Source organism: Sneathiella litorea, from assembly GCF_009882915.1.
Lineage (GTDB): Bacteria > Pseudomonadota > Alphaproteobacteria > Sneathiellales > Sneathiellaceae > Sneathiella > Sneathiella litorea.
In genome coordinates this window covers 1,000,056-1,025,497 of record NZ_WTUW01000001.1, presented here as the reverse complement: position 1 = coordinate 1,025,497, position 25,442 = coordinate 1,000,056, and the positions used below count along the sequence as shown (strand labels likewise).

Here is a 25,442-nt window from a genome sequence, read left to right as displayed (position 1 = left end):
AATACGAAAGAAAATTATGGCAAAAGACAAGACGGAAGCCGTAAAATCCGGCGCCCCGAAGAAAGATCGCCCCTGGTTATTCCGTACTTATTCAGGCCATTCTTCCGCCAAGGCGTCGAATGAACTTTATAAAACGAACCTTGCCCGCGGACAGACCGGCTTATCCGTCGCCTTCGACCTTCCAACCCAAACAGGCTATGACTCAGATCATGTTCTGGCTCGTGGCGAGGTCGGCAAGGTCGGCGTCCCGATTTGCCATCTTGGGGATATGCGAACTCTTTTCGATGATATTCCGCTTGAAAAAATGAATACCTCGATGACGATCAACGCTACATCCGCTTGGCTGCTCGCGCTCTATGTCGCTGTCGCGGAAGAGCAGGGCGCGGATGTAACCGCCCTGCAAGGCACCGTGCAGAACGATATCATCAAAGAGTATCTATCGCGAGGAACCTACATCTTCCCGCCAAAGCCAAGCATGAAGCTTATTACCGACGTGGTAAGCTATACTTACCAGCAAATGCCAAAATGGAATCCGACCAACGTCTGCTCCTATCATCTACAGGAAGCTGGCGCGACACCTGTTCAGGAACTTTCCTTTGCATTGGCAACGGCAATCGCTGTTTTGGATGCGGTCAAGGAAGGGGGACAAATCAGTGCCGAGGATTTTCCCGCGGCAACGGGGCGAATCAGCTTCTTCGTTAATGCCGGCATCCGCTTTATTACCGAGATGTGCAAAATGCGCGCTTTCGTCGATCTCTGGGATGAAATACTGCGCGACCGTTACGGTGTTGAAGATGAAAAATTCCGCCGGTTCCGCTATGGCGTGCAGGTTAATTCGCTTGGCCTGACGGAACAGCAGCCGGAGAATAATGTCTACCGGATTTTGCTAGAAATGCTAGCCGTAGTCCTTTCCAAGAAAGCTCGGGCTCGCGCCGTGCAACTGCCTGCCTGGAACGAGGCTCTGGGCCTTCCCCGCCCGTGGGATCAGCAATGGTCTCTCCGCCTGCAACAGATTGTTGCCTTTGAGACTGACCTCCTCGAGTTTGGAGATATATTTGAAGGCTCGGTCGAGATTGACCGCAAGGTTGAGGAGTTGAAAGAAGCCGCGCGTGAGGAACTTAAACTTATTGAGGAAATGGGTGGCGCCATCGCGGCCGTCGATACGGGATATTTAAAAGAAAGCCTGGTTAATTCCAATACGAACCGTGTTCAGGCGGTAATTGCGGGCGATCTACCGGTCATCGGAGTGAATAAATTCACCGAATCTACGCCCTCTCCACTTACCCAGGAAGCCGACGGGGGAATCATGACGGTCGATCCCGCTGCAGAAGCGGAACAGATTGAACGGTTGCAAGCCTGGCGCGCGAGCCGCGATGAAACGGTCGTGAAAAAGGCACTTGAAGCCCTGGCAAAGGCCGCGAAGGAAGGGCGCAATATCATGCCCTCTTCAATTGCTGCCGCCAAGGCCGGCGTAACCACGGGCGAATGGTCTGAGGCGCTACGTCAGGTATATGGGGAATATCGGGCACCAACCGGTGTCAGCTCCGCTGTTTCCAATGCCGAGAACGATATTCTGGAACCCGCGCGCGAGAAGGTCGCAACAGCGGCTCAGGCACTTGGACGACCCCTCAAAGTCCTTGTTGGCAAGCCGGGACTCGATGGACATTCTAACGGCGCGGAGCAAATTGCCGTGGCCGCCCGCGACAGTGGCATGCAGGTGGTTTATGAAGGCATCCGCCTCACGCCTGATCAGATTGTCAACGCTGCGCGTAACGGCACCGTGGACCTTGTTGGCCTTTCCATCCTGTCTGGCTCGCACGTGCCGCTCGCGACTGAGGTTTGCGAGAAGTTGAGGGCCGCCGGCATTGGCAATATTCCGGTCGTGGTTGGCGGAATTATTCCGCCAGAAGATGCGGACAAACTCAGGAAAGCGGGCGTCAGCGCGATCTATACACCCAAGGATTTCGATATGGCGGGTATCGTTATCGACATGGTCGACATGATCATGAAATATGAGGATGTGGCCTGATCACCAGAGCGGAGAAAGATTCGCGGAAAACTGCCGGAAATTAACCATAATCGATCATTTTCCGCACCTCTTCGGGCTGGTAACCATATTCTCTTAAGGATTTGATTGTTGCATCCTTATCACGTTTTGACAGGCGACGCCCTTTCGCATCCGAGATCAAGCCGTGGTGATAATAGGACGGTGTTGGCAGGTCGAGCAGCGCCTGTAAAAGCCGGTGAATATGTGTCGATGCAAACAGGTCCTGACCCCGGATAACATGGTTAACGCCCTGAATTGCATCATCAAACGTAACCGCGAGGTGGTAGCTGGTCGATATCTCTTTTCGAGCAAGAACGATGTCACCAAAAGGTGCCGGGTTACACTGAATATACCCTTTTCCAACTTCCTGAAACTGCAGCTTGGATACCACTACCCTGGCAAGAGCTTTAACCATATTCAGGCGAAGTGCATAGCCATCGCCACGCGCAAATCTCTCCTGTCGCTCGCTCTCGGTCATATCGCGGCAAGTCCCCGGATATACGGGGCCTTCCGGCCCGTGCGGTGCGGAGTTGCTGCGATTTACTTCAGCTGCAATCTCCTTTCGGGTGCAAAAGCAAGGGTAGATCAAATCCCGGTCACTGAGTTTTTCAAGTAGGGCAGTATAGTCATCAAAATGATCGCTCTGGCGGCGTACCGGCGGGTCCCAGTCCAAACCCAGCCATGCCAGATCTTCATAGACCGCTTCCTCAAATTCCGGACGGCATCTGGTTAGGTCAATATCCTCCATACGGAGCAAGAACTGGCCACCGCTTTCCCTCGCCGCGTGCCAGGCAAGAGAAGCGGAATAAGCATGTCCTAGATGAAGAAGTCCAGTTGGGCTCGGCGCGAAACGGGTTATGGTTTGCATATAGTTAACACGGAAGAGGTTCCGAAAAAAAATATTCAATTACGCTTAAAATTTTATCTGTTTTTCTTGTAAGCCACGGAGTGTGGCGCTAGCCTTTGTTAATAATTTATTAATTATAAAAATTGTCAACGGGCGAGACGAATGTTTAGAAGAATATTGATCGCGTTGAATATATTAATGCTGGTAACGGCTTGTGCGATCCCGATTACCCGAAACCATGATGTCGTTTCGGCAATGGAACGTTATGAGGCTGCATATCGTGAAACCGTCAAGGACGACCCCAGAATGGCCGAGAACATCAGCGTCATGGCCGATGTACTTCAGACTGTGGACCAGCGGTATGTCGATGATGTCAATCCTGAAGATTTGATCGATAAGGCGATTGAAGGCCTGAAATCTGTCCCGATAGAGGGAAAAGGGGAAACCGATCCAACAACACGTGCGCTGAATATGATGCTTGCCTCGATGGACCGCTACACCGGCTATATGGCTCCACAGCGCTTTTCTTCCTACCGTGAAAGCCTGGAAGGCCATTTTGTCGGCCTCGGCATTCATATCAGAATGATTGACGATAATCTCACAATCATGAACCTTCTGCGTGGCTCCGGCGCGGAAGAGGCCGGCCTGCAGGAAAAAGACATCATCACCCATGTTGATGGCACCCCGATCAAGGGCCTTACGCTTTCGCAGGCGCGCGACAAGCTGCGCGGACCAGAGCATACGATCACAACCTTAACATTACAGCGGGAAAATACGCCCTCTCCCTTGCAGGTTGATGTAGTCCGTCGTGATGTGGAGGTAACCGCAGTAGAACACCATATTGACGGCAATATCGGCTATATTCGCATCTTCTCCTTTACCCGGAAGACCGGCCCGGGCGTAGCTACGGCGTTGAAGGACTTTCAATATTCCCTTGGCTCCAACCTTTGCGGCATCGTCCTTGATATGCGAAATAATCCCGGCGGCCTGGTCTCGGCGGCCGAGATTGTCGCGGATGCCTTTCTCGACGGCGGTAATATCTACTCTGTCAGTAATCGTGGCCAGGAAATGATTTCACGAGAGGCGGACCTCGGGGATGAAGTTAAAGGTGCACCGATTGTCGTTATGCTGAACAAAAAATCTGCGTCCTCCTCCGAAATTGTGGCAGGTGCACTGAAATACCAGGCCCGCGCAAAGCTCTTCGGCGAGAAAAGTTTCGGCAAGGGCCTGATGCAGTCACTGATGCCGCTCAGCAACGGCGGAGGTCTCCGCCTGACGACGGGCCGGTTCACAACGGGAGGAGGCCCCACCTTTAATGGGGTTGGGTTGACGCCGGATATTCCCTATACCGGGCAGGAAGGCGAAAGTGATGATGCACAGATCGCCCTTGCCGCGAAAAGCCTGAATTGTTCAACGAATATAAAGACCGCACTTGTCACCACCGAATGAAGAATGACGGGAACATCACGGCTGCCCTTGAATTTATCCGGACCCAGGACCCGGATTTCGCCCATGCACTCACACTGATCCAGCCTCTGCCAGAACGACGGCGCCCGGCGGGATTTGAACATCTGACCAAGATTATCATCGAACAACAGGTATCCCTGGCCAGCGCCGAAGCGATCTGGCAACGACTTTCTGGCGCCGTGACGCCGTTTGTCCCGGAACGGATGCTCGCGCATTCAGAGGAAGCGTTACGCGCCCTTGGCCTAAGTCGTCAAAAAGCACGATATTGTCGGGCTCTTGCGGAAGAAATCCAGAGCAACCGCCTCCTGTTAAAGACTCTTCATGAGCGAGATGACGAGGAAGTTCTCTCTCAGCTGACCTGTGTGAAGGGAATCGGCCGCTGGACTGCGGAGATCTATATGATCTCCTGCCTTGGTCGGACGGATATCTGGCCCGCCGGTGATGTCGCGCTTCAAACCGCTTTTGGCCACCTCAAAAGACTTCCAACACGGCCCGATGCGGCGAAAATGGACGAACTGGCAGAACCGCTTCGGCCCTATCGCACTGTCGCAGCGCGCATTTTATGGCGATACTATGCGGATGTGGTTCAGGCGCCAACCAGGAAAAAAGCTCCAAATAAAGATTAAAATTTTTCGCAAACGCGAGACAAGCGGCTTAGGGCCCTATATTCCTTAAAGAGAATAAATTTGGCATCACGACGCCCCTCAAGATGAGGTGGTGTCATATTTTTTTCACACAAAATACTGTATTAGGATTTGCAATTTGAAGAGCAAAAGGTCAAACTTTCAACGATAACTTCCTGTTTGGAGACAGATTGAGCCTTGCAAACATCTGTGGAAAAATACCCGGCACTGGTTTTAAACGCCGATTACAGGCCCCTTAGCTATTTCCCCTTATCGCTTTGGTCCTGGCAGGATACTCTTAAATCGGTTTTTCTGGAACGGGTCAACATCGTCTCAGAATATGATCGCGTCGTTCGATCTCCGAGCTTCGAAATGCGCATGCCCAGCGTCATCTGCCTTAAGCGCTATGTCAAGCAGAGCAAACAGCCTGCCTTCACCCGGTTCAATGTCTTCCTGCGTGACGGATTTCGGTGCCAGTATTGCGGCTCTCCGGAGGAATTGACCTTCGATCATGTACTGCCGCGCCGTCTCGGTGGCCAGACAAACTGGGAAAATATCACAACCGCCTGCGCACCCTGCAATATGAAAAAAGGGGGCAGGCTTACCCGGGAAGTGAGTATGTTTCCGGAAATCCGCCCTTATATCCCCACGCCACAAATGCTTAACCATCAAGGGCGTTCCTTCCCTCCCAACTATCTTCATAAAAGCTGGCGCGACTACCTCTATTGGGATACCGAGTTGGAAGAATAAACGAAATTCCCCGCCCCCACTTGCCTTTCTCACGTTTCGGCGTCTATATAGAAACAAATTTTTAATCATTCTTTTATTGCTGAAAATGTGACGCACAATGAGTTATGGCCTTGGTCTTTCAGAGAAAAAGCAGGCGCGGCAACGTCGCACCCGATTTTTCAAGTTCGTTTTGTATATTGCGTTGCTCGCTGGTGCCGGTGTTTACGGATACTATGAAGGCCAAGCAAATGCCGAACGGCGAATTGCCGATATCGAGGGACAGGTCATCGTCCTGACCAGTGAAAACGATCGGCTTAACGATCAGGCACGCGCAGCCTTGGACAAACAGAGCGCCGCCCTGGCGGAAGCCCGCCAATGGCGCGACAAGTTCGAGAATGAAATACCGAGCGGTCCAACGCGTGAAATCCTCGACCTTGTGCAAACGCGAATGAAGGAAGGCCTGGAGCCTGAACGCTTGCTTTCCTTGATTACACTCGCCCAGAACAGCCAAAATTGTGACGCAGCGCCGGAAACGAAACGCTTCATCGTCAACACGCCGATCTTCTCGAGCCCTGGAAACTCAATCAGTCTTGGAAATGGCACAATCACGGTTACGGGGAATGGAAAATCAGTCGTCAATTCAGAAGGTAAAGTAGAAGCCTGGTACGACCCTGAACAGCCAGTTGAAATCACCTTCACGCAGCTTGGCGGCCAGAAGGAACTGCTGACAGGCGTTCTGCCACTTCACAAAAGTGTGGTGTTTGGCGCCAATGAATATCGATTCAGTATTCTGGCGGGGAAGCAGAGCTTCGCCACTATTTCCGCAACACGTTGCGATTTTCCGTAAAATAAATCCTGCTCAAATTCGGGAAGAGAGCCAGATCGCCATTTTTGAACCCGCTTTAACAGCGGAGGTGAGAATTTCATAGCCCGGTGCGTCACTCGCCCCTTCTTCACGGGCAATATCGCGATGCTCGATCTCCTCATCGCGAAAATCGGAAATCGTTTCTTTCAGCTCCGCCTCTTCCTCACCGAGGGTCTCGAGTTGATCGCGGTAATGTTCGTCTATAACTTCCTCGACGGCTTCAGTGCAGGCCATCGCTGCCTCTTTCCCCAGCATTGCCGTTCCCGCACCAAGCGCAAACCCGGCGACATGCCAAAGTGGGCTTAACAGGGTCGGGCGAACACGGCGATCTTTGAGAAGTTCTTCAAATTTCTTTTTATGAACCTCTTCCTGCTCCTTCATATGCTGAAGCGTTTCCGCTGACTCGGTTTCTTTCAAAACGGCCAGCTGCCCTTCATATATCCGAACGGCACCAAACTCCCCGGCATGGTCAACACGGATTATTCTCTCCAGTTGCTCACGCGGGCTCAGGTCGCCGGGCTGACGACCGAAGGAAGGTTTCTCATCGTTGGATTTTTTTTTGTCTGGCATCGCCAATCCTTACTTGTTCTTGAAAGAACTTAGTGCAGCAAACAATGAAAAAACAGATAGAATCACCGCAGCAATGACATTATAGCCCGCCATGGAGATGCCAAATAGCGACCATGCGACGTCATTGCAGCGAACAATGGGCGTTGACATGATTTTGGCCTTTAAATCCTGCAGACTGCTGGCTTGGGCAGTATTCCCAACACATTCCGCAGTGCCTTCCCACCATCCCTGCTCAACACCCACATGATAACCGCCGATTGCCGCTGTCACCGCGAAGCCAACCGCACAAAGCATAAGAAACGGACCGGCGCCATAGCGCTTCCTGAAAGCAAGGCCGGCAAGAGAGATGACAATGACGGCGGCATAGGGCCAGCGCTGGTAAAGACAAAGGACGCAGGGCCAGAGGTCAAACACATATTGCGCAATAAACACGGTGCCGAGTGCACCAACACTCGCCAGCAGGGTCAACCACAACGCATTTCTCGTCAGGTAAGTCATCCGGGCTCGCCCTTTCGCATACCCTAGAGCATATACTTAATGGCGACAAATCCGCCAATCAACAGTACGAAAAAGAGCAGGGTCAACAGGCCGAGATATTTCTCGATAAATATCTGGATCGGTGCGCCAAATTTCCACAGCAAACCTGCTACCAGAAAGAACCTCAGGCTTCGCGAAAGAACAGAGGCAACAATAAACACAAGAAGATCGAGATGAGTCACTCCGCTCGCGATCGTGATAACCTTATAGGGAAAAGGCGTGAGACCAAAAAAGGCGACGATCCACCCGCCCCACTCATTATATGCATCGGTAAAGTTGACAAATTTATCCGTATAGCCATAAAAATCGATAATCGGCGCCCCGACCAGATCGAAAAAAAGATACCCGACAAGATAACCGAACAGTCCGCCAACCACAGAAGTAAGGCTGCAAATAAAGGCAAGCCGCCAAGCTTCGCGGCGGTTGGCAAGCACCATCGGTATTAAAAGGACATCTGGCGGAATAGGAAAGAAGGAGCTCTCCGCAAAGGAAATGCCCCCCAGAAACCATTTTGCCCGCGGTTTTGCCGCCAGTCCCATGGTGAAATCATACAAACGTCGCAACATAGAGCGGGCCAGAACCTGAGTAAAAACCAAAAAAAGACAAATCTTTCTTACCCGGTTTTATCAGCCGCCTCAATCTTTATCATTATTTTCATAACTGGTATGCACAAGCCCAGAACACCTATTGACCCGCTCACATTCATCGCTATAGTGCGGATTTTCAACCGCAGCCCCTGTGGCGGAATTGGTAGACGCGACAGATTCAAAATCTGTTGTCCATTGGGCGTGCCTGTTCGAGTCAGGCCAGGGGCACCATTCATAGTTCACCCTCTCCTACAAAGTCAGCGCGACAGACTTCCTTAACCATATGCTAATAACTACTGGTTACGATCTGAACCAGTCTTTAGCTTCGCCATGAGAGAGTGTGTAAAATGCCTGTCCTGATGATGTCGGCCGGTGGCCTGGTACTTCTTGCGGCAATTTGGGATGTATTTTCCCGCAAGATCCCAAATTTTCTGCCGCTGATTATTGCCGCACTATACCTGTTGCAAGCCGTTGTTGTCGGTGACTGGTCGGCGCTTCCCTGGCATCTGCTTTGCGGCGCAGGCGTTCTTGTTGTCGGAATTGTGATTTTCGCGATGGGCTGGCTGGGTGGCGGTGATGTGAAACTACTGGCCGCACTCGCGCTCTGGGCCGGGCCGGATCACCTTACCCTTCTTTTGTTAATGACCTGTCTGGCAGGCGGTGCCCTTGCTGCTATCTATGTCTTACCGATCATATTGACCCGTAATCCGCTAATATCGAACTTCGTCGACTGGTTTTTTATGAAAATATTGAGAAAACCAGCACCCCTTATACAAACAAGCAAGACACTAGGCCTGCAACTTCCCTATGGCGTTGCCATTGCCATTGCCGGTTTCGTCGTGTTCTACCAATTCTTCCGCGTTCTGTAATTTTCAGGCGGCCCTGGCCAGCCAGATACCGAAAATGATACAAACTGTACCAGCGAGAAATCGTAAACTCAGCGGTTCCTTCAGAAAAATATAACTCATGACCGGCACCAGGATAAAGCTGAGGCCCATGAAGAGATATGCCCGGCTGAGTGGAAAATGTTTGAGGATATAAACCCAGAGCAAGGTGGCCAGGCCATAAAGGATCACCGCCATTATGAAATAGGCGTTGACGGATAGTTTAAGCAGGGACTGATGATCAAAAGCGACCACATCCCGGCTGGCAATCTTGAACAGGACCTGACCGGCCGAGATAACGAAAGGCATAATGAGGATAAGGATATCTTTGCTCATTCTATATTTTGTGCCCGAATAGAGGCCGGACCGGCAATGGAGAGATAAGATAGACGTTTTCTTTCGCGACGTCCGCGGGTCACGGAATCCAGAATAAATCCACAAACCAGCAACAAAAATGCCAGCAGCATACAGGCACTTGCCAGAATTACGGTTGGAAACCGCGGTACGAGGCCGGTGTCAAGAAATGTCAGCACCACCGGGATCGCCAGAACAATTGATATGATCGCCAGAATTAGAAACAAGCAACCAAAGAAGGTCATTGGCCGCTCATCTTTTAACAACTTCACAATTAGCTTGGTTATTTTCAATCCGTCCGAGAAGGTGTTGAGCTTACTGTCCGACCCTTCTGGGCGCTTCATATAGGTGCTGGCTATTTCGGCGGCCGGCATGTTCAGCTCAAGGGCGTGGATCGTGAGTTCGGTCTCTATCTCGAATCCCTCCGAAAGGATCGGGAAGGATTTGACGAACCGGCGGGAAAAGACCCGGTATCCCGTCAGAATATCTTCAAACCGACGACCGAATACACTCGCGACAATTTTTGAGAACAGGCGGTTACCCAAAACATGCCCCTTGCGATATGCCGCCTGACCCTTGGCAACACGTTTGGCACAGACCATATCCAGCCGGTTCTGCAAAAGGTGATCAACCAGTGACGGTGCAAGAGAAGCTTCATATGTCGCGTCGCCATCCACCATCAAATATATATCTGCCTCAATATCAGAGAACAGACGACGGATTGCGTTGCCCTTGCCTGGCATATCCTCATAAATGACTTCCGCTCCCGCAGCAGCGGCAACATCGGCTGTTTTATCTGTCGAGGCGTTGTCACACACGACAATTCGCGCCTCAGGCAACGCCAAGTGAAACTCCCGAATAACAGTGCCAATCGTGAGTTCCTCATTAAGGCAAGGTATCATGACGGCAATGGAACCGGTTAGCGGAGTGCTTGGTTCCTCCCGCGTCACGCTTGGCTTATTGATGGACTCGCTCTGGTTCATCTGAATTATTCCTAACCGCGAACAATTTCCATGAAGACGGCACATCAACCTCTACTATGTCATCCGGAAAATTTCCGTCAACTAGGCGATTATAGAGGATATCCGACGCCTTTGACTCCTGAAAATAGGATATTGTCGAAGCATTGGGACATATTAGAATATAGTCAATCCCATATTTTTCGAGAATTTTCCGACTGTGCGAAATATCGGTCGCAGTTAAGAGCGCATGTGTATCGAAAATTGTCTCGCCATTGCGGTGAAAGGGAACAGCAAGAAAATGATGTGGTGTGCGGTAAATAAGTTCTGGGCCAAAATCGAGATTATTGGCAAATCTAAGCATACCACGCTCGCGGATAAACTCTTCATCACTCAGTACGGCAGCAATTTCCGGTATGCTGCACTTCACCGCCTTCGTCCTGGTGGCAGCGATCGCTTCCGAAGACTTCGGGCCATCTGAAATGGTGCCAACCAACAATGCCAGAATGAACGGGCCCAGGACAACGCCAGCACGCACGAACAACCCCGTCGCGCTTTTTCTCCACCCGATGTAATGCAGATTCACGACATTCAATAGATCTTCCAAAAGGGGGCCCGCGGCAATCACACCGGCAACAGCAAGATAAAGCGCGGCACGAACATGAAATAGCGCGAGGGCGCCCGTGCAGATCAATACCAGCACCAGCCAGACCCACATTTGGCGACGTTCCGGATGGTCAGTGCAAAAGACAACAAATCCGCCATAGGCGATGCCAATAAAAGGCAAAAGACAATAAAGAATTGTTCGGCGCGGGCTATCCAGCAAAGGGAGCATTTCGATCACCTTGTCATGCCAGATGGTCCCGATACGTGGATCTGCCTCGGCCAGTGGCCCAACCAAAAGGTCCGGATAATACCGGAGGATCAGGCCAAGACAAAGCAACGAGAATAGTCCGGCCCCGGCAATCCGGAAAAGTATCTTGTCCCCACGATCAAGAAGTCCGCAGAGAACAGACCAGAAGAAAACCGGGCACCCAATCAAGAATATCTGCGCGATAGAAATCCGGTCATAGCGCGCAATCAGCCAGCTCTCGGGGGCGACATCAACAGCTATTGCCGCCAGGCAAACCGAAAAGGCCCCCAATACAAACCCGCGGTTAATGCAGCGCCATTCATCACCCCAGAAAAGCCAGCAAAGACCAAGGCCCACGGTAACGGGAGCAAAGACAATCAGATATTCAAGACTGACCCATAAAGCGAGGCCGCTGATCATCCCGGCAATCAGAGCGAGCCGAGATTTTTTATTGTGGGGGTTAAGCCGGATCAAACAGCCCAGAACGGTGGCGGTTAATACGCCCAGGACCATGTGGTGATCCGCCTGCCCGATGTGGAAATATTTCTGAATGACGGGTTGAACGGCCAATAGGATAGCAATGGAAAATAAATTCCTGGGCTGCATTAAAGGTCTTGCCGCCCAAATACAGACTAGAACAAGCAATAGTGACATTAATGCTGGCAAGGTCACCCCTGCCATTTCAATCGCTTTGGAAGTATCCATAAAGGGCATTAATGGTGCCGCAGCGCCGAGGATCAGCAGATCCATCGGTCGCGTCCAGTGAATATCCGCTCCGTCTGCACCTCCAGCTCGAGCGATATGGCCCTCATACCAGTCCCCGGTCTGCACCAGTGTGTTGACCCGTTCCAGACGCATAAAGGCATCCGGGCCTTCCGGTTGAAGGACATTGGGGCTCGATATGAGCTGCGTCGGCAGGATCACAAAACAGGTCAGCCACAGCAGAAAGAACATAACAACGCGTTCGGCGGTCACGAAAAATCCCCAAAAGTAATCAGCAATTGCGCTTCAATTCTGTTGAAAACTAGCGCAAAAACCTTAACAAAAGGAAGAAAGCCCGAAATATCGACCAATTCCCGCGTTGTCGCATTTCTCAGATAATAGGGAGGGTAACCAAGAAGCTATTTCCTAGGCCGAAGCCCCTCATCCTTGGTCGTTACAGGTCTTAAAACCGTCCGGTCGGTTGCCAGTGCTTCAGAGACTTTTTCGCAAATCTCGTCAAGCGTAAAAGGCTTGGCGATAACATCATGGATCAGCATCTCAAGATTATAGGCTCTCTGCCTCTCAGCGGCGTAGCCCGTCATCATCAATATTTTAAGATTGGGAATGTCCTTGGTCACTTTAAGCGCGAGTGCAATGCCATCCATTACCGGCATCACAATATCGGTGAGCAATAGATCGAACGACTCTCCCTTTTCCAGAGCCGCAAGAGCGTCAGCACCATCTTCCACAGCAACAACTTCGTGACCATGATGGATCAAGGCGCGGCTAATGAATTCCCGAAGGGCAGCCTCATCTTCTGCAATCAAAATCCGCGCCATCTATACCTTCCGTTCAATCCTTGACGATATAGCCTATATAAGGAAGTTCCCTGTAATAATGAGCATAATCAAGGCCATACCCGACAACAAACAAATCGGGACAATCGAAGCCCACAAAGTCTGCTTCGAAGTCCGAAACCCTTTTTCCCTTCTTATCCAGCATCAGGCAGGTCTTCACAATCTCTGCCCCACGATCCAGAAGCTCTTGCTGCGCAAAGGCCATCGTCCTGCCGGATTCGAGAATATCATCAATCAGCAGCACCTTGCGGCCCTTGACCGTGTCCACGATATCACGGGTAATCAGAACATTGCCGCTGCTCACGGTTTTATCGCCGTAGGAGGAAAGCGCCATAAAATCAATTTGCGGCTTCACACCTGCATGATGTAGCGCACGAATCAGGTCTGCGGCAAAAACGAAGCTCCCCTTCAGGACCGCAATGACCAGAATATCCGATCCCATGGTGTTGGCAATTTCTTCCGCCAATTCCTCATTGCGTTTAGCAATATCGGCGCTCGGAAATAAGATTTTGATATTTGATTTCGCCTCGGCGATATTCATTCTAGGCCTTTCAATAAAACTGGTAAATTTCCGCCGATCACTTCCTTGATTGAAGTCGGCGGATCTAATTCTCGGGATCGATCAGGTCAACCTTGACATTCTTTGCGTCTTCAGGCGGTTGATTCATGCTGCTTGAGAACTCCATCTGGCTCAAAGGCTCAATCTCCGGCTCCTCCACCGACGTGGTCCAGCTATAGACGCTTTGCCCCCTATCGTCGAGGAGCGCAATCTTAATCCGTGGCAAGGGTTGCCTAACATCGGTAATGTTCTTGATAAGGCCCGAAACTGTCAGGGTGGTCACACCGTTTTGCAAAACCGACTTTGTTTTCAGATCATGTATTTCGAGCCCAATTAAATTCTCTGTTTCCACATCGATCTGAAGGTACTGGTAGGCTGTCGCAGAGCCGGGCCAGATCTGCACAACATAATTACGGCCAAGATACGCGCCAAAAACAAGTGCCACTAAAACCAGGAGGAGGAGAAGCCAGGCAATCCAACGTCGCTGTTTAACTGAATTACCTGCACTCGGCGGAGCCACCTGCGCGGCTGTCATCTGTTCAATACTCATCCCCTGATCGGGGCCGGCAGAAACCGCTTCCACCACCGGTTTTTCCGGGGGAGTATCAACGACAACTTTCTTCGGCGTATCCTCTGGAGGAAGTTCGCGCCACTTGTGGCCGCACTTGGCGCATTTCACTGCGCGGCCTTCCGGACCAATTGTCGCCGGATCAATTGAATAACGGGTTCCGCAACTTGAACATGTCAAAATCATTGGCCAGGATCACCAGCTCACGAATTAAAGTTTCTTTTTTATAGGCGTTTGCTTGGACATGCACAAGACTGGCTGATAAATCTATCATAGTTTATCTTCTGTCGCGTAATTTTGGGAGGATGGTTTGGTCAGGTTTGAGAATGTCGGGATGCGTTATGGGCTGGGGCCTGAAGTATTGCGCGATATCAGTTTTAACCTGCTCCCCGGCTCCTTTCATTTTTTAACGGGGCCAACCGGCGCCGGGAAGAGTTCCCTGCTAAAATTACTTGCCCTGTCGCATCGGCCAAGCCGCGGGCTGATTACCCTTTTTAACAAGGAAGTCTCCTCCCTCGCCCGCGACGACCTGCCCGCGATGCGACGAAAAATTGGTGTTGTCTATCAGGATTTCCGCCTGCTGGATCATCTCTCCGCACTTGATAACGTCGCGCTGCCGCTCAAACTCGCGGGTGCGAAAAATGACCAGATTTACCAACATGTGGCTGAGTTACTGGAGTGGGTAGGGCTTGGAAGGCAAGTTGACGCGAAACCGCCAACGCTTTCAGGCGGTGAAAAACAGAGGGTTGCTATTGCCCGCGCCGTCATCAACCGGCCACAGCTCCTGATCGCTGATGAGCCAACCGGCAGTATGGACGCAGAAATGGGGCTTCGTCTCATGTATCTGTTACAAGAACTCAACAAAATCGGGACAACGGTCGTCGTTGCGACCCATGATCTCGAGCTTATTAGCCGGTTTGGTAATCCAGTCATGTATCTCAAGGACGGATTACTGACGACCCGCGCCCAGGACAATCCGCCCCCAAAAGAAAGCAAGGATCCGGCATGATACAGTTTTTCGGAAAATCCGCAGAATTGCAGCTGGAAAAGGATGTATCAACCCGCTACCTACCGGTTGTGATCTCGGCAATGATATTTCTTGCCGCCCTATCCATCGGGGGATTATTTTCCTTGAGCAAGGCAATAAGTGATTGGTCGGAAACCCTGACGGGCAACCTGACCGTTGAGATTGCCTTTGATCCCACCGCTGATCTCGATAAGAAAGTCACAGACGCCGTTGAACTGCTTTCGGCAACACCGGGCGTTGCCGCCGCACGGGCAATCGAGCAAGAGGAGACCCTGAAACTTCTGGAGCCATTCCTGGGAAAAAATGCAGCCTTAGGGGAACTGCCTGTCCCACGCCTTATCGAGGTCATCATTGCCGAAGACAGCGCTATCGATCTTGCCGCCCTGAATAAGAAACTGGTGGAAGCTGTTCCGGCCGCGCGGCTCGATATCCATCGACCTTGGCTCGACAAGATGGTTCTTCTCGGTCGCTCCATTCAGCTTCTGGCCGCCGGAATCATGCTGCTGATCGGCTGTGTAACCGTGATTATTGTGATCTTTGCCGTCCGCACTGGATTGATCATGCATTCGGAGGTTATCCAGGTTCTGCACCTGATTGGCGCACGGGATAATTATATTGCCGAACAATTCCAGAATTATTTTTCCCGCCTCAGTTTTCTGGGTGCCTTACCGGGCCTTATCGTTGCCATCATTGTCATGTTTATTTTCAATTTTCTTGTTAGTTCACTGGAGGCGTCGATGCTCCCCCCGCTCTCCGTTGGCATTGAAGGAGCTATTGCATTATTGTTGCTGCCTGTTCTGGTTGCCTTGCTGACGAAATACACGGTGCGGCAGGTCGTCTTAAAGTCACTTCGCCGGATGATGTAAAATGCTTGTATTGCTGGATAGAGACGGCGTGATCAATGAAGACCGGGCAGATTTCGTAAAATCCCCGGCGGAACTGGTTTTCATCCCGAAAGCGCTAGAGGCGATTGCCCGGCTAAACGCCCATGGGCATAAACTGGTAATTGCAACCAATCAATCCTGTATCGGGCGCGGCATTATCAATGAAGAGCAACTGGCGGAAATTCATGGCAAGCTTAAGGATAGCCTGGCAAAACTGTCCGGCCGCTTGGATGATATCCTTGTCGCCCCGGATGCGCCATGGACAGCAACGGACAGGCGCAAACCCGGCGCGGGGATGCTGATCGAGGCGATGCGAAAGTTTAACGTAACGGCACATGAAACAGTTTTTATCGGGGACAGTGCGCGGGATATCGAAGCGGCTAACTCTGCCAACTGCCACCGCATACTCGTCCAGACTGGCAAAGGTAAAAAGACATTGGCTGAGGGAGTCGCGCGGCATCTGATGCCCGTTCATATCGCCAAAGACCTTGACGAAGCGGCCAGTTTTATTCTTGACGGAAGGTTCTGAAACATGCCCTTTCGCTGGAAAATTATTGCGGCCGCAGTCTTTATCTTTCTGTGTCTCTGGACAGGGGCGTTCCTCACTTTCATGGCGGAGGTTGAAAACAGGCTGCCCGCATTGCCCCACGAAATCAACGGGATTGTCGTCCTGACTGGCACGCCAGCGCGGTTGACAGCAGGATTTGACCTTTTGAAAGAGAATGTCGGGGCGCGGCTGCTGGTGTCCGGTGTAAACTCAAAGGTGACGCGCGAGACCTTACGTCAAGCCACCGGGCAAAGCGCGGAATTGATGGATTGCTGCGTTGATCTTGGCCGCCTTGCCCGCAATACAGAAGGCAATGCCTATGAAACCTCTTTATGGGCGAAATCCAATGATTTTAGCAGCCTCGCCATCGTTACCAGTGCCTATCACATGCCACGCAGTCTTGTAGAGCTAAAGCGACAGATGCCCGACATTAATCTAATTGCCTATCCCGTGGCGAGTGATACGCTTGAACTGACAGGCTGGTGGAAAAACCCGAGGGCCTTTATGGTGGTTGCCGGAGAGTTCAATAAATATGTCTTCAGTCTTGTCCGTGCCCGGCTTGACGATTAGGCGCTGAAAGAGAGTCGCGTGACGCAATTAAGATCCCTAGCCTTCTTTATCGGCTTTTTTGTCTGGTCGGTGATCATGAACCTGGCCTTTCTTCCCTTTCTTGCCTTTGACCGGAAGTGGATTGTCCTCGGGCAGCGAATCTGGTCGCGAGGAATTGTCGTTCTCTTGCGCAGCATCTGCGGTCTGCATCTAGAAATCCGGGGAAAGGAATATCTCCCGAGCGGAGCCGCTATTGTCGCTGCCAAGCATCAATCTGCGTTTGAGACCATGATCTTTCACCTGATCACCGACGATCCGGCGATAATCCTGAAAAAGGAACTTCTCAGTATTCCCGTCTATGGCTGGTACTGCCGTAAGACGAAGATGATCGCAGTGGATCGCAAAGGTCATGCGGCGGCGCTGAAATCCATGTTATCGCAAGCTCGGCAAGCCATGGACGATCAACGTCCGATCATTATTTTCCCTGAAGGGACCCGCTCCCCTCTTGATGAGGATCTCCCCTTTCAGCCCGGAATCGCCGCAATCTATACTAAATTGCAGCAGCCAGTGATACCCGTCGCGCTCAACACAGGTCTTTTCTGGCCAAGAAGAAGTTTTTTCTGCCGACCGGGCGTTATGGTGATTGAGTTTCTGCCGCCAATCGAGGCTGGAATGGACCGAAAAGCGTTCATGAAGGAGCTGAAATCCCGAATTGAGACCAAAACCGAGGCTTTGGTCACTGAGGGTCGCACAAAATACATCTCCTGACCGCTGCAGCAGATATTAAATTTTACGTAAGACCCCTTTGTTACTATATTCAGTGGTACATGCTTTTTCGAGAATGAAGGTGTCCAATGTCGCCTGTCGCCCCGATATCGCAGCAGATATGGGATATGAAATACCGCTTCAAATCCGCCGATGATAGCGTCAAGGAACGCTCTATCGAGGATAGCTGGCGGCGTGTTGCCCGCGCCACAGCAGAAGCGGAAGCGGAACAGGACCGAGAAAAATGGGAAGAGCGTTTCTACGCACTGCTTGACGATTATAAATTCCTGCCTGCGGGTCGAATCTTATCCGGCGCCGGTACAAAACGACAGGTCACGCTTTTTAACTGTTTCGTCATGGGTGACATCGGCGATGACATGTCATCGATCTTCGATAACCTGAAGGAAGCCGCCCTCACCATGCAACAGGGCGGTGGGATCGGTTATAATTTCTCCACTCTCCGGCCAAAAGGCGCGCCAGTCCATGGCATGGGCTCCGATGCCTCTGGTCCGCTCAGCTTTATGGATGTCTGGGACAGCATGTGCCGCACGATCATGAGCGCAGGATCGCGCCGGGGCGCCATGATGGCAACCATGCGCTGTGATCATCCGGACATTCTCGATTTCATTAAGGCGAAGCAGGATGCGGGGCGTCTTCGGATGTTCAACCTTTCCGTCCTTGTCTCTGACGCCTTTATGGAGGCCGTCCGAAAGGACGATGCGTGGGAACTTCGTTTCGACGGAACTCTCTATAAGACCGTGCAGGCACGCGAACTGTGGGACGAAATCATGCGATCGACCTACGCCTATGCGGAACCAGGGGTTATCTTTATCGATCGCATCAATGCCCGCAACAACCTCTATTATGTGGAGACCATCACGGGCACCAATCCCTGCGGTGAACAGCCTTTGCCAGCGTATGGGGCCTGCTTGCTGGGTTCCGTTAATCTCACCAAGATGGTTGTCCATCCGTTTGAGAAGAAGGCGGCCGTCGACCTCAAAAAGCTTGATGGCGTGGTGCGTGACGCAATCCGCCTGATGGATAATGTCGTCGATATTTCCGGTTACCCCCTGCCGGAACAGGCGAACGAAGCGCGCGCAAAACGACGCATTGGCCTCGGCATTACCGGTCTTGCCGATGCGTTGATCATGTGCGGCGTGCGATATGGATCAGACAAGGCGCTTGCACTCACACGTAAATGGATGGCGCAGATCCAGCGCTCCGCCTATCTCGCCTCCACCGACCTTGCCGCGGAAAAGGGTACCTTTCCCCTGTTTGATAAGGAAAAGTATCTTGCTGGAGAGACGATCCGTGCGCTGGATAAGGATATCCGTGACGCAATCGCTGAAAAAGGTATCCGCAATGCGCTTGTTACATCCGTGGCTCCGACGGGCACGATTTCACTGCTCGCGGATAATATCTCAAGCGGGATCGAGCCGGTGTTCAGCTTTTCCTACACCCGCAATGTGCTGATGCCTGACGATACCCGCAAATCCGAAGAGGTAACCGATTATGCGCTGCGGCTATTCCGCCGACTAAAGGGCGCCGATACGCCCCTTCCCGACTATTTCGTCGATGCGCAGGTGCTGACCCCGCCAGATCATGTGCGGATGCAAGCAGTGGTTCAGGAATATATCGATAGCTCTATCTCGAAGACCATCAACTGCCCGGAAGATATCAGTTTCGAGAATTTCAAGGATATCTATCTGCAGGCCTATGAACAGGGCTGCAAGGGATGCACGACCTATCGTCCCAACGATGTCACGGGCGCGGTATTGGAAGTGAAGAAGGATACTGCGGCGGAGGAACAGCCCGCTTTGCCCTTGCAGGAACCTTTTACGAAACCTTCTGACAGTTTCGAGGCAGGTGGTATTGTCTATATGACGAAACCGCTCGACCGGCCCGGCACTTTGCCCGGCCAGACCTATAAACTCCGCTGGCCGGAGAGTAACCACGCCATATATATAACGCTCAACGATATCATTCAGGATGGCCGCCGTCGCCCGTTTGAGATCTTCATAAATTCGAAAAATGTTGAGCATTTCGCCTGGACTGTCGCGCTGACGCGCATGATCTCCGCCGTTTTCCGTCGCGGCGGAGATGTCAGTTTCGTGGTAGGCGAGTTGAAGGCCGTCTTCGATCCGCGCGGCGGCGCCTGGGTGAAAGGGAAATATGTCCCCTCCCTCCTCGCGGCAATCGGGGAAGTGATCGAAACCCATATGATCCAGATCGGCTTCCTGCCACCTCCAAAAGACAAGCAGGATGAGACGAACGAGGCGGTTTCGAAAGTGGTCGTGGGCGGGGAGAGCAAGCCGAAGGAAGGGCTGCTCCGGCAGTGCCCACAATGTGGGGAGGCCGGACTCCTTCGGATAGAAGGTTGCGATACCTGCACCACCTGCGGCTATTCCAAATGCAGCTAACTGACCCATTCACATTGGGGATATCGGTCCAGAATCCGCTTTCAAGAGAAGGCAAAAAGCGCTACTAACGTCTCATATTCTGCGATGGAGACAGCTATGACAGAACAAACCATCTTTCCATTTCATCTGGCCTTTCCCGTCGATGATCTGGAAGCGGCACGCGATTTTTATAAAGGCTTTCTGGGTTGTGCAGAAGGCCGTAGTTCCAGCGATTGGGTCGATTTCGATTTCCATGGTCATCAGATTGTCGCCCATCTCGCTCCAGAGGAACTTGGTAAAGCAAAAACCAGCAAAGTGGATGGCCATGGCATTCCCTGCCGTCATTTCGGGCTGGTCATGTCGATGGAGAAATGGCAGGAAGCCGCCGACAGGTTAACTGCCGCTGGGATAGATTTCATTATCGAGCCTTATATCCGCTTCAAAGGTGAAGTGGGCGAGCAGGCGACAATGTTCTTCACAGATCCCGCCGGAAACGCCATTGAACTAAAGGCATTCAAGAATATGGATCAGCTATTCGCGAGTTAGTCGCCCTTTTCGATCAGCTCCATGATACGGTGGAGCGGTCCATCGGCGATGCCAAACTCATCCAGATGCGTAAGCGTGCTTTTCAGATACTCCACATTGGGACCGCCCCGCCCATGGGCGCGGGCAATGATCCGCGCGGCCTCCTCCAGTGACGGCTTGCCACAATATTGCTCATGCGCCGGATCCGCGACAAAGGTCAGGGCGGGCGCCATGACGCCATCTTCGAGAAGCCTGACCCGCACCATCCTTGGCTGGTAAACACTGGTCACCATTTCCCGCCGATAGAGATAATCGATCACCGGCTCACGAATATCTGCGGGGCAAAGAATGCCCTTTCCCCGGCAGGACCCACCACGGTCAAGCCCCAACACCAGGCCCGGATTTTCGGCCGTTCCCCGATGAACGACCGACGTCACACAAAAAGCGCGGTGATATCCGTAGAGCTGGGCATCCTGAACGCCGAGATGATCAAACCCCGGCCGCCACATCAAGGAGCCATAGCCGAAGATCCAGAGATCCTCATCAGGTGGCAGCTTTGGGAGTGGATAATCCACAGACGGCAGGTCCGGCTCCAGTATCAAATCAAACTTTCGCGTCATGTGCTTCCTGCCTTCTTGAACCGGTAATTTACAAGAGCCACGCCAGCCACGGCAATTCCCATCCCGATAAGGGCAAGTGCACCAAGCGTCTCATCAAACAGGAAATAGGCGACGACAGCCGTACAGGGCGGCGTCAGGTAAAAGAGGCTGGAGACGTTCGCCGCGGCCCCTTTCCGCAAGAGCATATAAAGCAGCGTCATGGCGCCAAGCGATAAAATAATGACGAGCCAGAGCAGTGCGAAAACCAGCTCTCCTGACCAAATAACCTCCCCCGTCTCAAACAGGAGCGACATCAGATAGAAATAAGCTCCAGCGACGACGAACTGGATAAGGTTCCCACTTTTAATATTCATATGGGAGCAGAATTTTTTCTGATAGAGGGTGCCTGCAGAAATGCTGATCAGCGCGATAAAGGAAAAGCTCATGCCAAAAAGCGTTCCTTCCCCCACCGAAAGCTTGTTAAAGACAACGAGAAAAACGCCAGCAAGCCCCAGCAAAAGCCCGATCCATTTTTGCAAGGATACATTTTCCTTCAGCAAAACCCCCGCCAGCGCCGCCACGATAAGAGGCTGTATCCCGACAATAAGCGAGGAAATACCTGCCGGCGTTCCTTTTGATATAGATAGGAAAACAAACCCCAAATAGCCGCCATGCATCAAGAGCCCACCAATCGAAATATGAAAATAATCGATCCTGCGCGTGGGCCAGCGGGTCCGGGTCATCAAGACAAATGGCACCATAAATAAAATGCAAACGCCAAATCGTAATGCAAGAAATGTCATCGGCTCGACATAGGGCAGGCCCATTTTCGCACCAATAAAGCCCGTGCTCCATAAAAAGACGAAGATGATCGGCATCGACTTTATGATCAGGGTTTCGGACGATTGTACGGAGTTTTCTGTCATTACACCTATGGGACCCAATTCAGGATTATCTGTAATTACTGCAATTCTTTCTATATAGAGTGCTAAAGCGTTTCACAAGCAATCAACCCGGACCGTCCATGCGTATTCTATTTGGTGGCATATTGGCCCTTATTATCGTTGTCGGCGGCTATATCTTCTGGTGGCATCAAGTTGCGGACCAGTTGGTGGAAGCTGCTGACAGATGGCGAGAAACCCGGATCAGCGAAGGGTATGAAATCAGTCATAATCCACTGATCACTTCTGGATTCCCCTATCGGGTAAAGGTAACAGCGGAGGCGCTTTCGATCGCCAACCCGAACCATATTCGCCAGCCCCACATTGAAATCCCCGTTTTCTGGGCCGTTGTGCAACCATGGCGTATCAATCATGTCATTTTCGGTATAGAGGGTGCGGGCCAGGCTAACTGGACAGAGAAATACGAGCAAAGAACTCTTGATTTTAAGGCTTCCAACGCCCTTGGCAGCGCAACTTTCAGCACCCAGGGCCGGATACGCACCGTCGCCATTGATATCACGGAGTTTGAGGCGAAGCCTTCCTGGAGACCGCCCGTTAAGGCAGGGCGACTACAGCTTCATGGCCGTCCGAACCCGCAAGAAAGTTCCGACAAAAATGCCGAACAAAAGCAAATAGAAGGGCAACAAATTGCGGTTCGTGCCAATAACATGATTATTGAGGGTATGGACGATTTCCCGCTCGGAAAGCAGATCGAGGATTTCGCCCTCTCCTCCATTCTCTATGGGACAATCCGAAATCTGCCCGCCTCTGACACACTCTCCGAATGGCGCGATGCCGGCGGTTTTGTAGATATTGAGGCGCTTAACATTGACTGGGGCCACGGCAGTATTTCAGGCAAAGGGGCACTGACACTAGATGATCGGATGCGGCCCTTGGGTGAGATGAATACCCGCATTTCAGGATATGAGAATATTCTGGAGGCGTTGACCAGTACGCGGCAAATTGATGTAAACGCCGCCCGCACTATCGGGTTCGGGCTTGGGTTACTGGCGAAAGACGGCGAAGATGGAAAACGCTATATCGCGCTGCCCCTCTCGGCACAGGAGGGCGGGGTTTATCTTGGCCCTATCTATTTGATGCGCCTTGGCTCCATAATCGGGAGCAATTAATCCCGTCAGGACTTTGTCGATGTATCGTCCGCTGTATGAACACGGCCAAAATCGGGCTCTGGCGTTTCCTGTCCCGCATCAATAATCTGTCGGCGGATTGCCCGCGTGCGTGAGAAGATATTGAAAAGGGTTTCTCCATCATCCCGTCGGATCGCCCGCTGCAACGCCGTCAGGTCCTCGGTGAAGCGGCCTAGCATTTCTAATACCGCGTCCTTATTGTGCAAGAACACATCACGCCACATGGTCGGATCTGACGCGGCAATACGCGTAAAGTCTCGAAAACCACCTGCGGAGTATTTTATGACTTCTGACTGGGTCACATCCTCCAAATCATCCGCTGTGCCGACAATATTATAAGCGATTAAATGCGGAATATGCGAAGTGATGGCAAGGACAAGGTCATGATGCTCCGCATCCATGATCTCCACTTTGCTGCCCATCGCTGTCCAGAATGCCGTGAGTTTTTCCACCGCCGCATCGCTTGCCTGCCCGCAAGGCGTCAGGATTTGCCAGCGATTGATAAAGAGTTCCGCAAAGCCCGCGGCAGGGCCCGATTTCTCCGTTCCCGCCACTGGATGACCCGGGATAAAATCGACATCCTTTGGCATATGGGGGCCAATAGCTTCGATCACCGCGCTTTTAACCGAGCCGACGTCGGTGACAATGGTACCTTTTTCAAGCGCCGGCGCCGTCTGTTCCGCCAGCTTGCCATAGGTGCCGATGGGCGTGCAGAAAATCACAAGATCCGCGCCCTTGACCGCATCGATCGGGCTCTCAAAAGCCGCATCGACAATGCCGAGTTCCTTGGCAACGCGGCGACTGTCCGCCGTACGCGCCGCACACACAATCTCTTCTGCGAGTTGATGCTGCCGCACGGCGCGTGCGATTGATGATCCGATGAGCCCGATACCGATCAATGCCAGCCGTTTGAATTTCACTTCCGTCATACTCTATTTGCCAAGGAATTCCCTCAGCGCCTCTATCACTGCGTGGTTTTCGTCATCCCGACCGATCGTCATTCGCAAGCAAGTTGGCAGGCCATATCCTGCAACTGCCCGAAGCAACAAGCCTTTTCCCGCAAGATACTGCTCCGCTTCTGCCGCCGGTTTTCCACTTTCCTCAAAATCAATCAGCAGAAAATTTCCAACACTTGGCGTCACGCCCAGCCCCATTCCCCGGAAATTCTGGGTCAGGATGGGTAGCCATTTATCGTTATGCTCACGCGCCTTATCGATATGCGCCTGGTCGCGTACCGCCTCGACACCGCCCGCCTGCGCAAGCGCGTTGACGTTAAAGGGGCCGCGCACTCGATTAAGCACATCGACAACTGCCGGCGGACAATACGCCCAGCCAAGACGCAATGCAGCGAATCCATAAATCTTCGAAAAAGTACGGGTCATAACGACATTGTCATGCGCTTCGACCATTTCCGCGCCCGCGCTATAATCATCGCGGGTCACATACTCGGCATAGGCGGCATCAAGGACGAGCAGGATATCGTCGCGTAATCCGGCGCGCAGGCGCTCAACCTCCGAATGCGGCAGATAAGTACCTGTCGGATTATTTGGATTCGCTAGAAAAACAATCTTCGTCTTATCCGTGACCAACTTCAGCAGGTTATCGACATCAGCCGTACGATCAATTTCCGGCGCCTTCACCGGTGTCGCCCCGGCGGCAGTCGAGGAGATGGCATACATTAAAAAGCCATGCTCGGTGAAAAGAACTTCGTCACCTGAACCCACATAGGCCGTATTCAGCAAGGAAATAAGCTCATCCGATCCATTTCCGCAAACAATGCGCGCCTCATCCAGCTTGTTCATCTCTGCAATGGCCGCTATCAAAAGCTGCGATCCACCCTCGGGATATCGATGCGCATCCGTCAAAACGGCTTCCATCGCGGCAACTGCCTTGGGGCTTGGGCCGAGAGGTGATTCATTCGACGAGAGTTTGGCGACTTTTTGATTCTCGCCGGCCTTGGATTTACCACCGACATATGGCGAGATAGTCATAATACCTGGCTGTGGAACCGGTGTTGTCATGAGACTGCTTTCAACTCAGATAGTATAAG

Annotated in this window: 28 protein-coding genes and 1 tRNA gene; 15 read left to right on the top strand and 14 right to left on the bottom strand. The window is 52.0% G+C overall.

The window, feature by feature from the left end; all coding sequences use genetic code 11:
- Nucleotides 1-16 precede the first annotated feature (16 nt).
- Complete coding sequence (locus tag GQE98_RS04925; protein ID WP_161314516.1) at nt 17-2,029, top strand: protein meaA; 2,013 nt, start codon at nt 17-19, stop codon at nt 2,027-2,029.
- A 40-nt stretch (nt 2,030-2,069) separates the two neighbouring features.
- Here the strand turns inward: GQE98_RS04925 and gluQRS are convergent, their stop codons facing one another.
- Nucleotides 2,070-2,915: a tRNA glutamyl-Q(34) synthetase GluQRS gene (gene gluQRS, locus GQE98_RS04920; protein ID WP_161314515.1), complete on the bottom strand. Its 846-nt coding sequence runs from the start codon at nt 2,913-2,915 to the stop codon at nt 2,070-2,072.
- A gap of 141 nt (nt 2,916-3,056) precedes the next feature.
- On the opposite strand from gluQRS, the gene GQE98_RS04915 reads away from it, so the two are divergent.
- The 4 genes from GQE98_RS04915 to GQE98_RS04900 all read left to right on the top strand — a co-directional run bounded on the left by GQE98_RS04915 (nt 3,057) and on the right by GQE98_RS04900 (nt 6,560).
- Nucleotides 3,057-4,343 carry a S41 family peptidase gene (locus GQE98_RS04915; RefSeq protein ID WP_161314514.1) on the top strand — a complete coding sequence of 429 codons (1,287 nt, stop codon included), beginning with the start codon at nt 3,057-3,059 and terminating at the stop codon, nt 4,341-4,343.
- Nucleotides 4,340-4,987 carry a DNA-3-methyladenine glycosylase family protein gene (locus GQE98_RS04910; protein WP_161314513.1) on the top strand — a complete coding sequence of 216 codons (648 nt, stop codon included), beginning with the start codon at nt 4,340-4,342 and terminating at the stop codon, nt 4,985-4,987. The genes GQE98_RS04915 and GQE98_RS04910 overlap by 4 nt, the downstream gene beginning before the upstream one ends.
- A gap of 195 nt (nt 4,988-5,182) precedes the next feature.
- Nucleotides 5,183-5,734: an HNH endonuclease gene (locus GQE98_RS04905; RefSeq protein WP_161314512.1), complete on the top strand. Its 552-nt coding sequence runs from the start codon at nt 5,183-5,185 to the stop codon at nt 5,732-5,734.
- A 97-nt stretch (nt 5,735-5,831) separates the two neighbouring features.
- A complete protein-coding gene (locus GQE98_RS04900; protein WP_161314511.1) occupies nt 5,832-6,560 on the top strand; it encodes a hypothetical protein in 729 nt (242 codons plus the stop codon).
- Between the two features lie 12 nt (nt 6,561-6,572).
- Here the strand turns inward: GQE98_RS04900 and GQE98_RS04895 are convergent, their stop codons facing one another.
- The 3 genes from GQE98_RS04895 to GQE98_RS04885 are packed head-to-tail and all read right to left on the bottom strand — an operon-like array spanning nt 6,573 to nt 8,251.
- A complete protein-coding gene (locus tag GQE98_RS04895; RefSeq protein ID WP_161314510.1) occupies nt 6,573-7,148 on the bottom strand; it encodes a demethoxyubiquinone hydroxylase family protein in 576 nt (191 codons plus the stop codon).
- A gap of 9 nt (nt 7,149-7,157) precedes the next feature.
- Nucleotides 7,158-7,646 carry a disulfide bond formation protein B gene (locus tag GQE98_RS04890; RefSeq protein ID WP_161314509.1) on the bottom strand — a complete coding sequence of 163 codons (489 nt, stop codon included), beginning with the start codon at nt 7,644-7,646 and terminating at the stop codon, nt 7,158-7,160.
- A 23-nt stretch (nt 7,647-7,669) separates the two neighbouring features.
- Nucleotides 7,670-8,251: a YqaA family protein gene (locus tag GQE98_RS04885; RefSeq protein ID WP_161314508.1), complete on the bottom strand. Its 582-nt coding sequence runs from the start codon at nt 8,249-8,251 to the stop codon at nt 7,670-7,672.
- A gap of 166 nt (nt 8,252-8,417) precedes the next feature.
- On the opposite strand from GQE98_RS04885, the gene GQE98_RS04880 reads away from it, so the two are divergent.
- A tRNA-Leu gene (locus tag GQE98_RS04880) sits at nt 8,418-8,503 on the top strand.
- 116 nt (nt 8,504-8,619) lie between these two features.
- A complete protein-coding gene (locus GQE98_RS04875; RefSeq protein WP_161314507.1) occupies nt 8,620-9,141 on the top strand; it encodes an A24 family peptidase in 522 nt (173 codons plus the stop codon).
- A gap of 3 nt (nt 9,142-9,144) precedes the next feature.
- Here the strand turns inward: GQE98_RS04875 and GQE98_RS04870 are convergent, their stop codons facing one another.
- From GQE98_RS04870 to GQE98_RS04845, 6 genes are all read right to left on the bottom strand, one after another.
- Entirely contained in the window at nt 9,145-9,492 is a 348-nt protein-coding gene (locus GQE98_RS04870) for an EamA family transporter (protein ID WP_202526080.1), read from the bottom strand.
- Entirely contained in the window at nt 9,489-10,493 is a 1,005-nt protein-coding gene (locus GQE98_RS04865) for a glycosyltransferase family 2 protein (RefSeq protein WP_161314506.1), read from the bottom strand. Before GQE98_RS04865 ends, GQE98_RS04870 begins: the two co-directional genes overlap by 4 nt.
- Complete coding sequence (locus GQE98_RS04860; RefSeq protein WP_161314505.1) at nt 10,468-12,297, bottom strand: hypothetical protein; 1,830 nt, start codon at nt 12,295-12,297, stop codon at nt 10,468-10,470. The genes GQE98_RS04865 and GQE98_RS04860 overlap by 26 nt, the downstream gene beginning before the upstream one ends.
- Before the next feature lie 146 nt (nt 12,298-12,443).
- Nucleotides 12,444-12,863, bottom strand: coding sequence for a response regulator (locus GQE98_RS04855; protein WP_161314504.1), 420 nt, complete (start codon nt 12,861-12,863; stop codon nt 12,444-12,446).
- A gap of 13 nt (nt 12,864-12,876) precedes the next feature.
- Nucleotides 12,877-13,416 carry a hypoxanthine phosphoribosyltransferase gene (gene hpt / locus GQE98_RS04850; RefSeq protein ID WP_425501093.1) on the bottom strand — a complete coding sequence of 180 codons (540 nt, stop codon included), beginning with the start codon at nt 13,414-13,416 and terminating at the stop codon, nt 12,877-12,879.
- Between the two features lie 70 nt (nt 13,417-13,486).
- The gene (locus GQE98_RS04845; RefSeq protein WP_161314805.1) at nt 13,487-14,194 is read right to left on the bottom strand and encodes a DUF3426 domain-containing protein; all 708 of its coding nucleotides are present in this window, start codon (nt 14,192-14,194) and stop codon (nt 13,487-13,489) included.
- Between the two features lie 124 nt (nt 14,195-14,318).
- On the opposite strand from GQE98_RS04845, the gene ftsE reads away from it, so the two are divergent.
- The 7 genes from ftsE to GQE98_RS04810 all read left to right on the top strand — a co-directional run bounded on the left by ftsE (nt 14,319) and on the right by GQE98_RS04810 (nt 20,725).
- Entirely contained in the window at nt 14,319-15,017 is a 699-nt protein-coding gene (ftsE, locus tag GQE98_RS04840; protein ID WP_161314502.1) for a cell division ATP-binding protein FtsE, read from the top strand.
- Nucleotides 15,014-15,901, top strand: coding sequence for a cell division protein FtsX (locus tag GQE98_RS04835; RefSeq protein WP_161314501.1), 888 nt, complete (start codon nt 15,014-15,016; stop codon nt 15,899-15,901). Before ftsE ends, GQE98_RS04835 begins: the two co-directional genes overlap by 4 nt.
- Before the next feature lies 1 nt (nt 15,902).
- A complete protein-coding gene (locus GQE98_RS04830; protein WP_161314500.1) occupies nt 15,903-16,448 on the top strand; it encodes a D-glycero-alpha-D-manno-heptose-1,7-bisphosphate 7-phosphatase in 546 nt (181 codons plus the stop codon).
- Nucleotides 16,449-16,451: 3 nt separating this feature from the next.
- Nucleotides 16,452-17,036: a YdcF family protein gene (locus GQE98_RS04825; protein ID WP_161314499.1), complete on the top strand. Its 585-nt coding sequence runs from the start codon at nt 16,452-16,454 to the stop codon at nt 17,034-17,036.
- Nucleotides 17,037-17,054: 18 nt separating this feature from the next.
- Nucleotides 17,055-17,783, top strand: a complete 729-nt coding sequence (locus GQE98_RS04820) for a 1-acyl-sn-glycerol-3-phosphate acyltransferase (protein WP_161314498.1) — start codon at nt 17,055-17,057, stop codon at nt 17,781-17,783.
- 86 nt (nt 17,784-17,869) lie between these two features.
- Nucleotides 17,870-20,200, top strand: a complete 2,331-nt coding sequence (locus tag GQE98_RS04815; RefSeq protein WP_161314497.1) for an adenosylcobalamin-dependent ribonucleoside-diphosphate reductase — start codon at nt 17,870-17,872, stop codon at nt 20,198-20,200.
- 96 nt (nt 20,201-20,296) lie between these two features.
- Entirely contained in the window at nt 20,297-20,725 is a 429-nt protein-coding gene (locus GQE98_RS04810; protein ID WP_161314496.1) for a VOC family protein, read from the top strand.
- Here the strand turns inward: GQE98_RS04810 and GQE98_RS04805 are convergent.
- A complete protein-coding gene (locus GQE98_RS04805; protein WP_161314495.1) occupies nt 20,722-21,324 on the bottom strand; it encodes a gamma-glutamylcyclotransferase in 603 nt (200 codons plus the stop codon). The genes GQE98_RS04810 and GQE98_RS04805 overlap by 4 nt on opposite strands.
- On the bottom strand, nt 21,321-22,229 hold the full coding sequence (locus GQE98_RS04800; RefSeq protein WP_161314494.1) for a DMT family transporter: 909 nt from the start codon (nt 22,227-22,229) through the stop codon (nt 21,321-21,323). The genes GQE98_RS04805 and GQE98_RS04800 overlap by 4 nt, the downstream gene beginning before the upstream one ends.
- A gap of 98 nt (nt 22,230-22,327) precedes the next feature.
- Here GQE98_RS04800 and GQE98_RS04795 point away from each other — a divergent pair, with 98 nt between their 5' ends.
- Entirely contained in the window at nt 22,328-23,374 is a 1,047-nt protein-coding gene (locus tag GQE98_RS04795) for a DUF2125 domain-containing protein (RefSeq protein WP_161314493.1), read from the top strand.
- Between the two features lie 5 nt (nt 23,375-23,379).
- Here the strand turns inward: GQE98_RS04795 and GQE98_RS04790 are convergent, their stop codons facing one another.
- Nucleotides 23,380-24,321, bottom strand: coding sequence for a prephenate/arogenate dehydrogenase family protein (locus tag GQE98_RS04790; protein ID WP_161314492.1), 942 nt, complete (start codon nt 24,319-24,321; stop codon nt 23,380-23,382).
- A 3-nt stretch (nt 24,322-24,324) separates the two neighbouring features.
- Entirely contained in the window at nt 24,325-25,413 is a 1,089-nt protein-coding gene (gene hisC / locus GQE98_RS04785) for a histidinol-phosphate transaminase (protein WP_161314491.1), read from the bottom strand.
- Between the last annotated feature and the right edge of the window lie 29 nt (nt 25,414-25,442).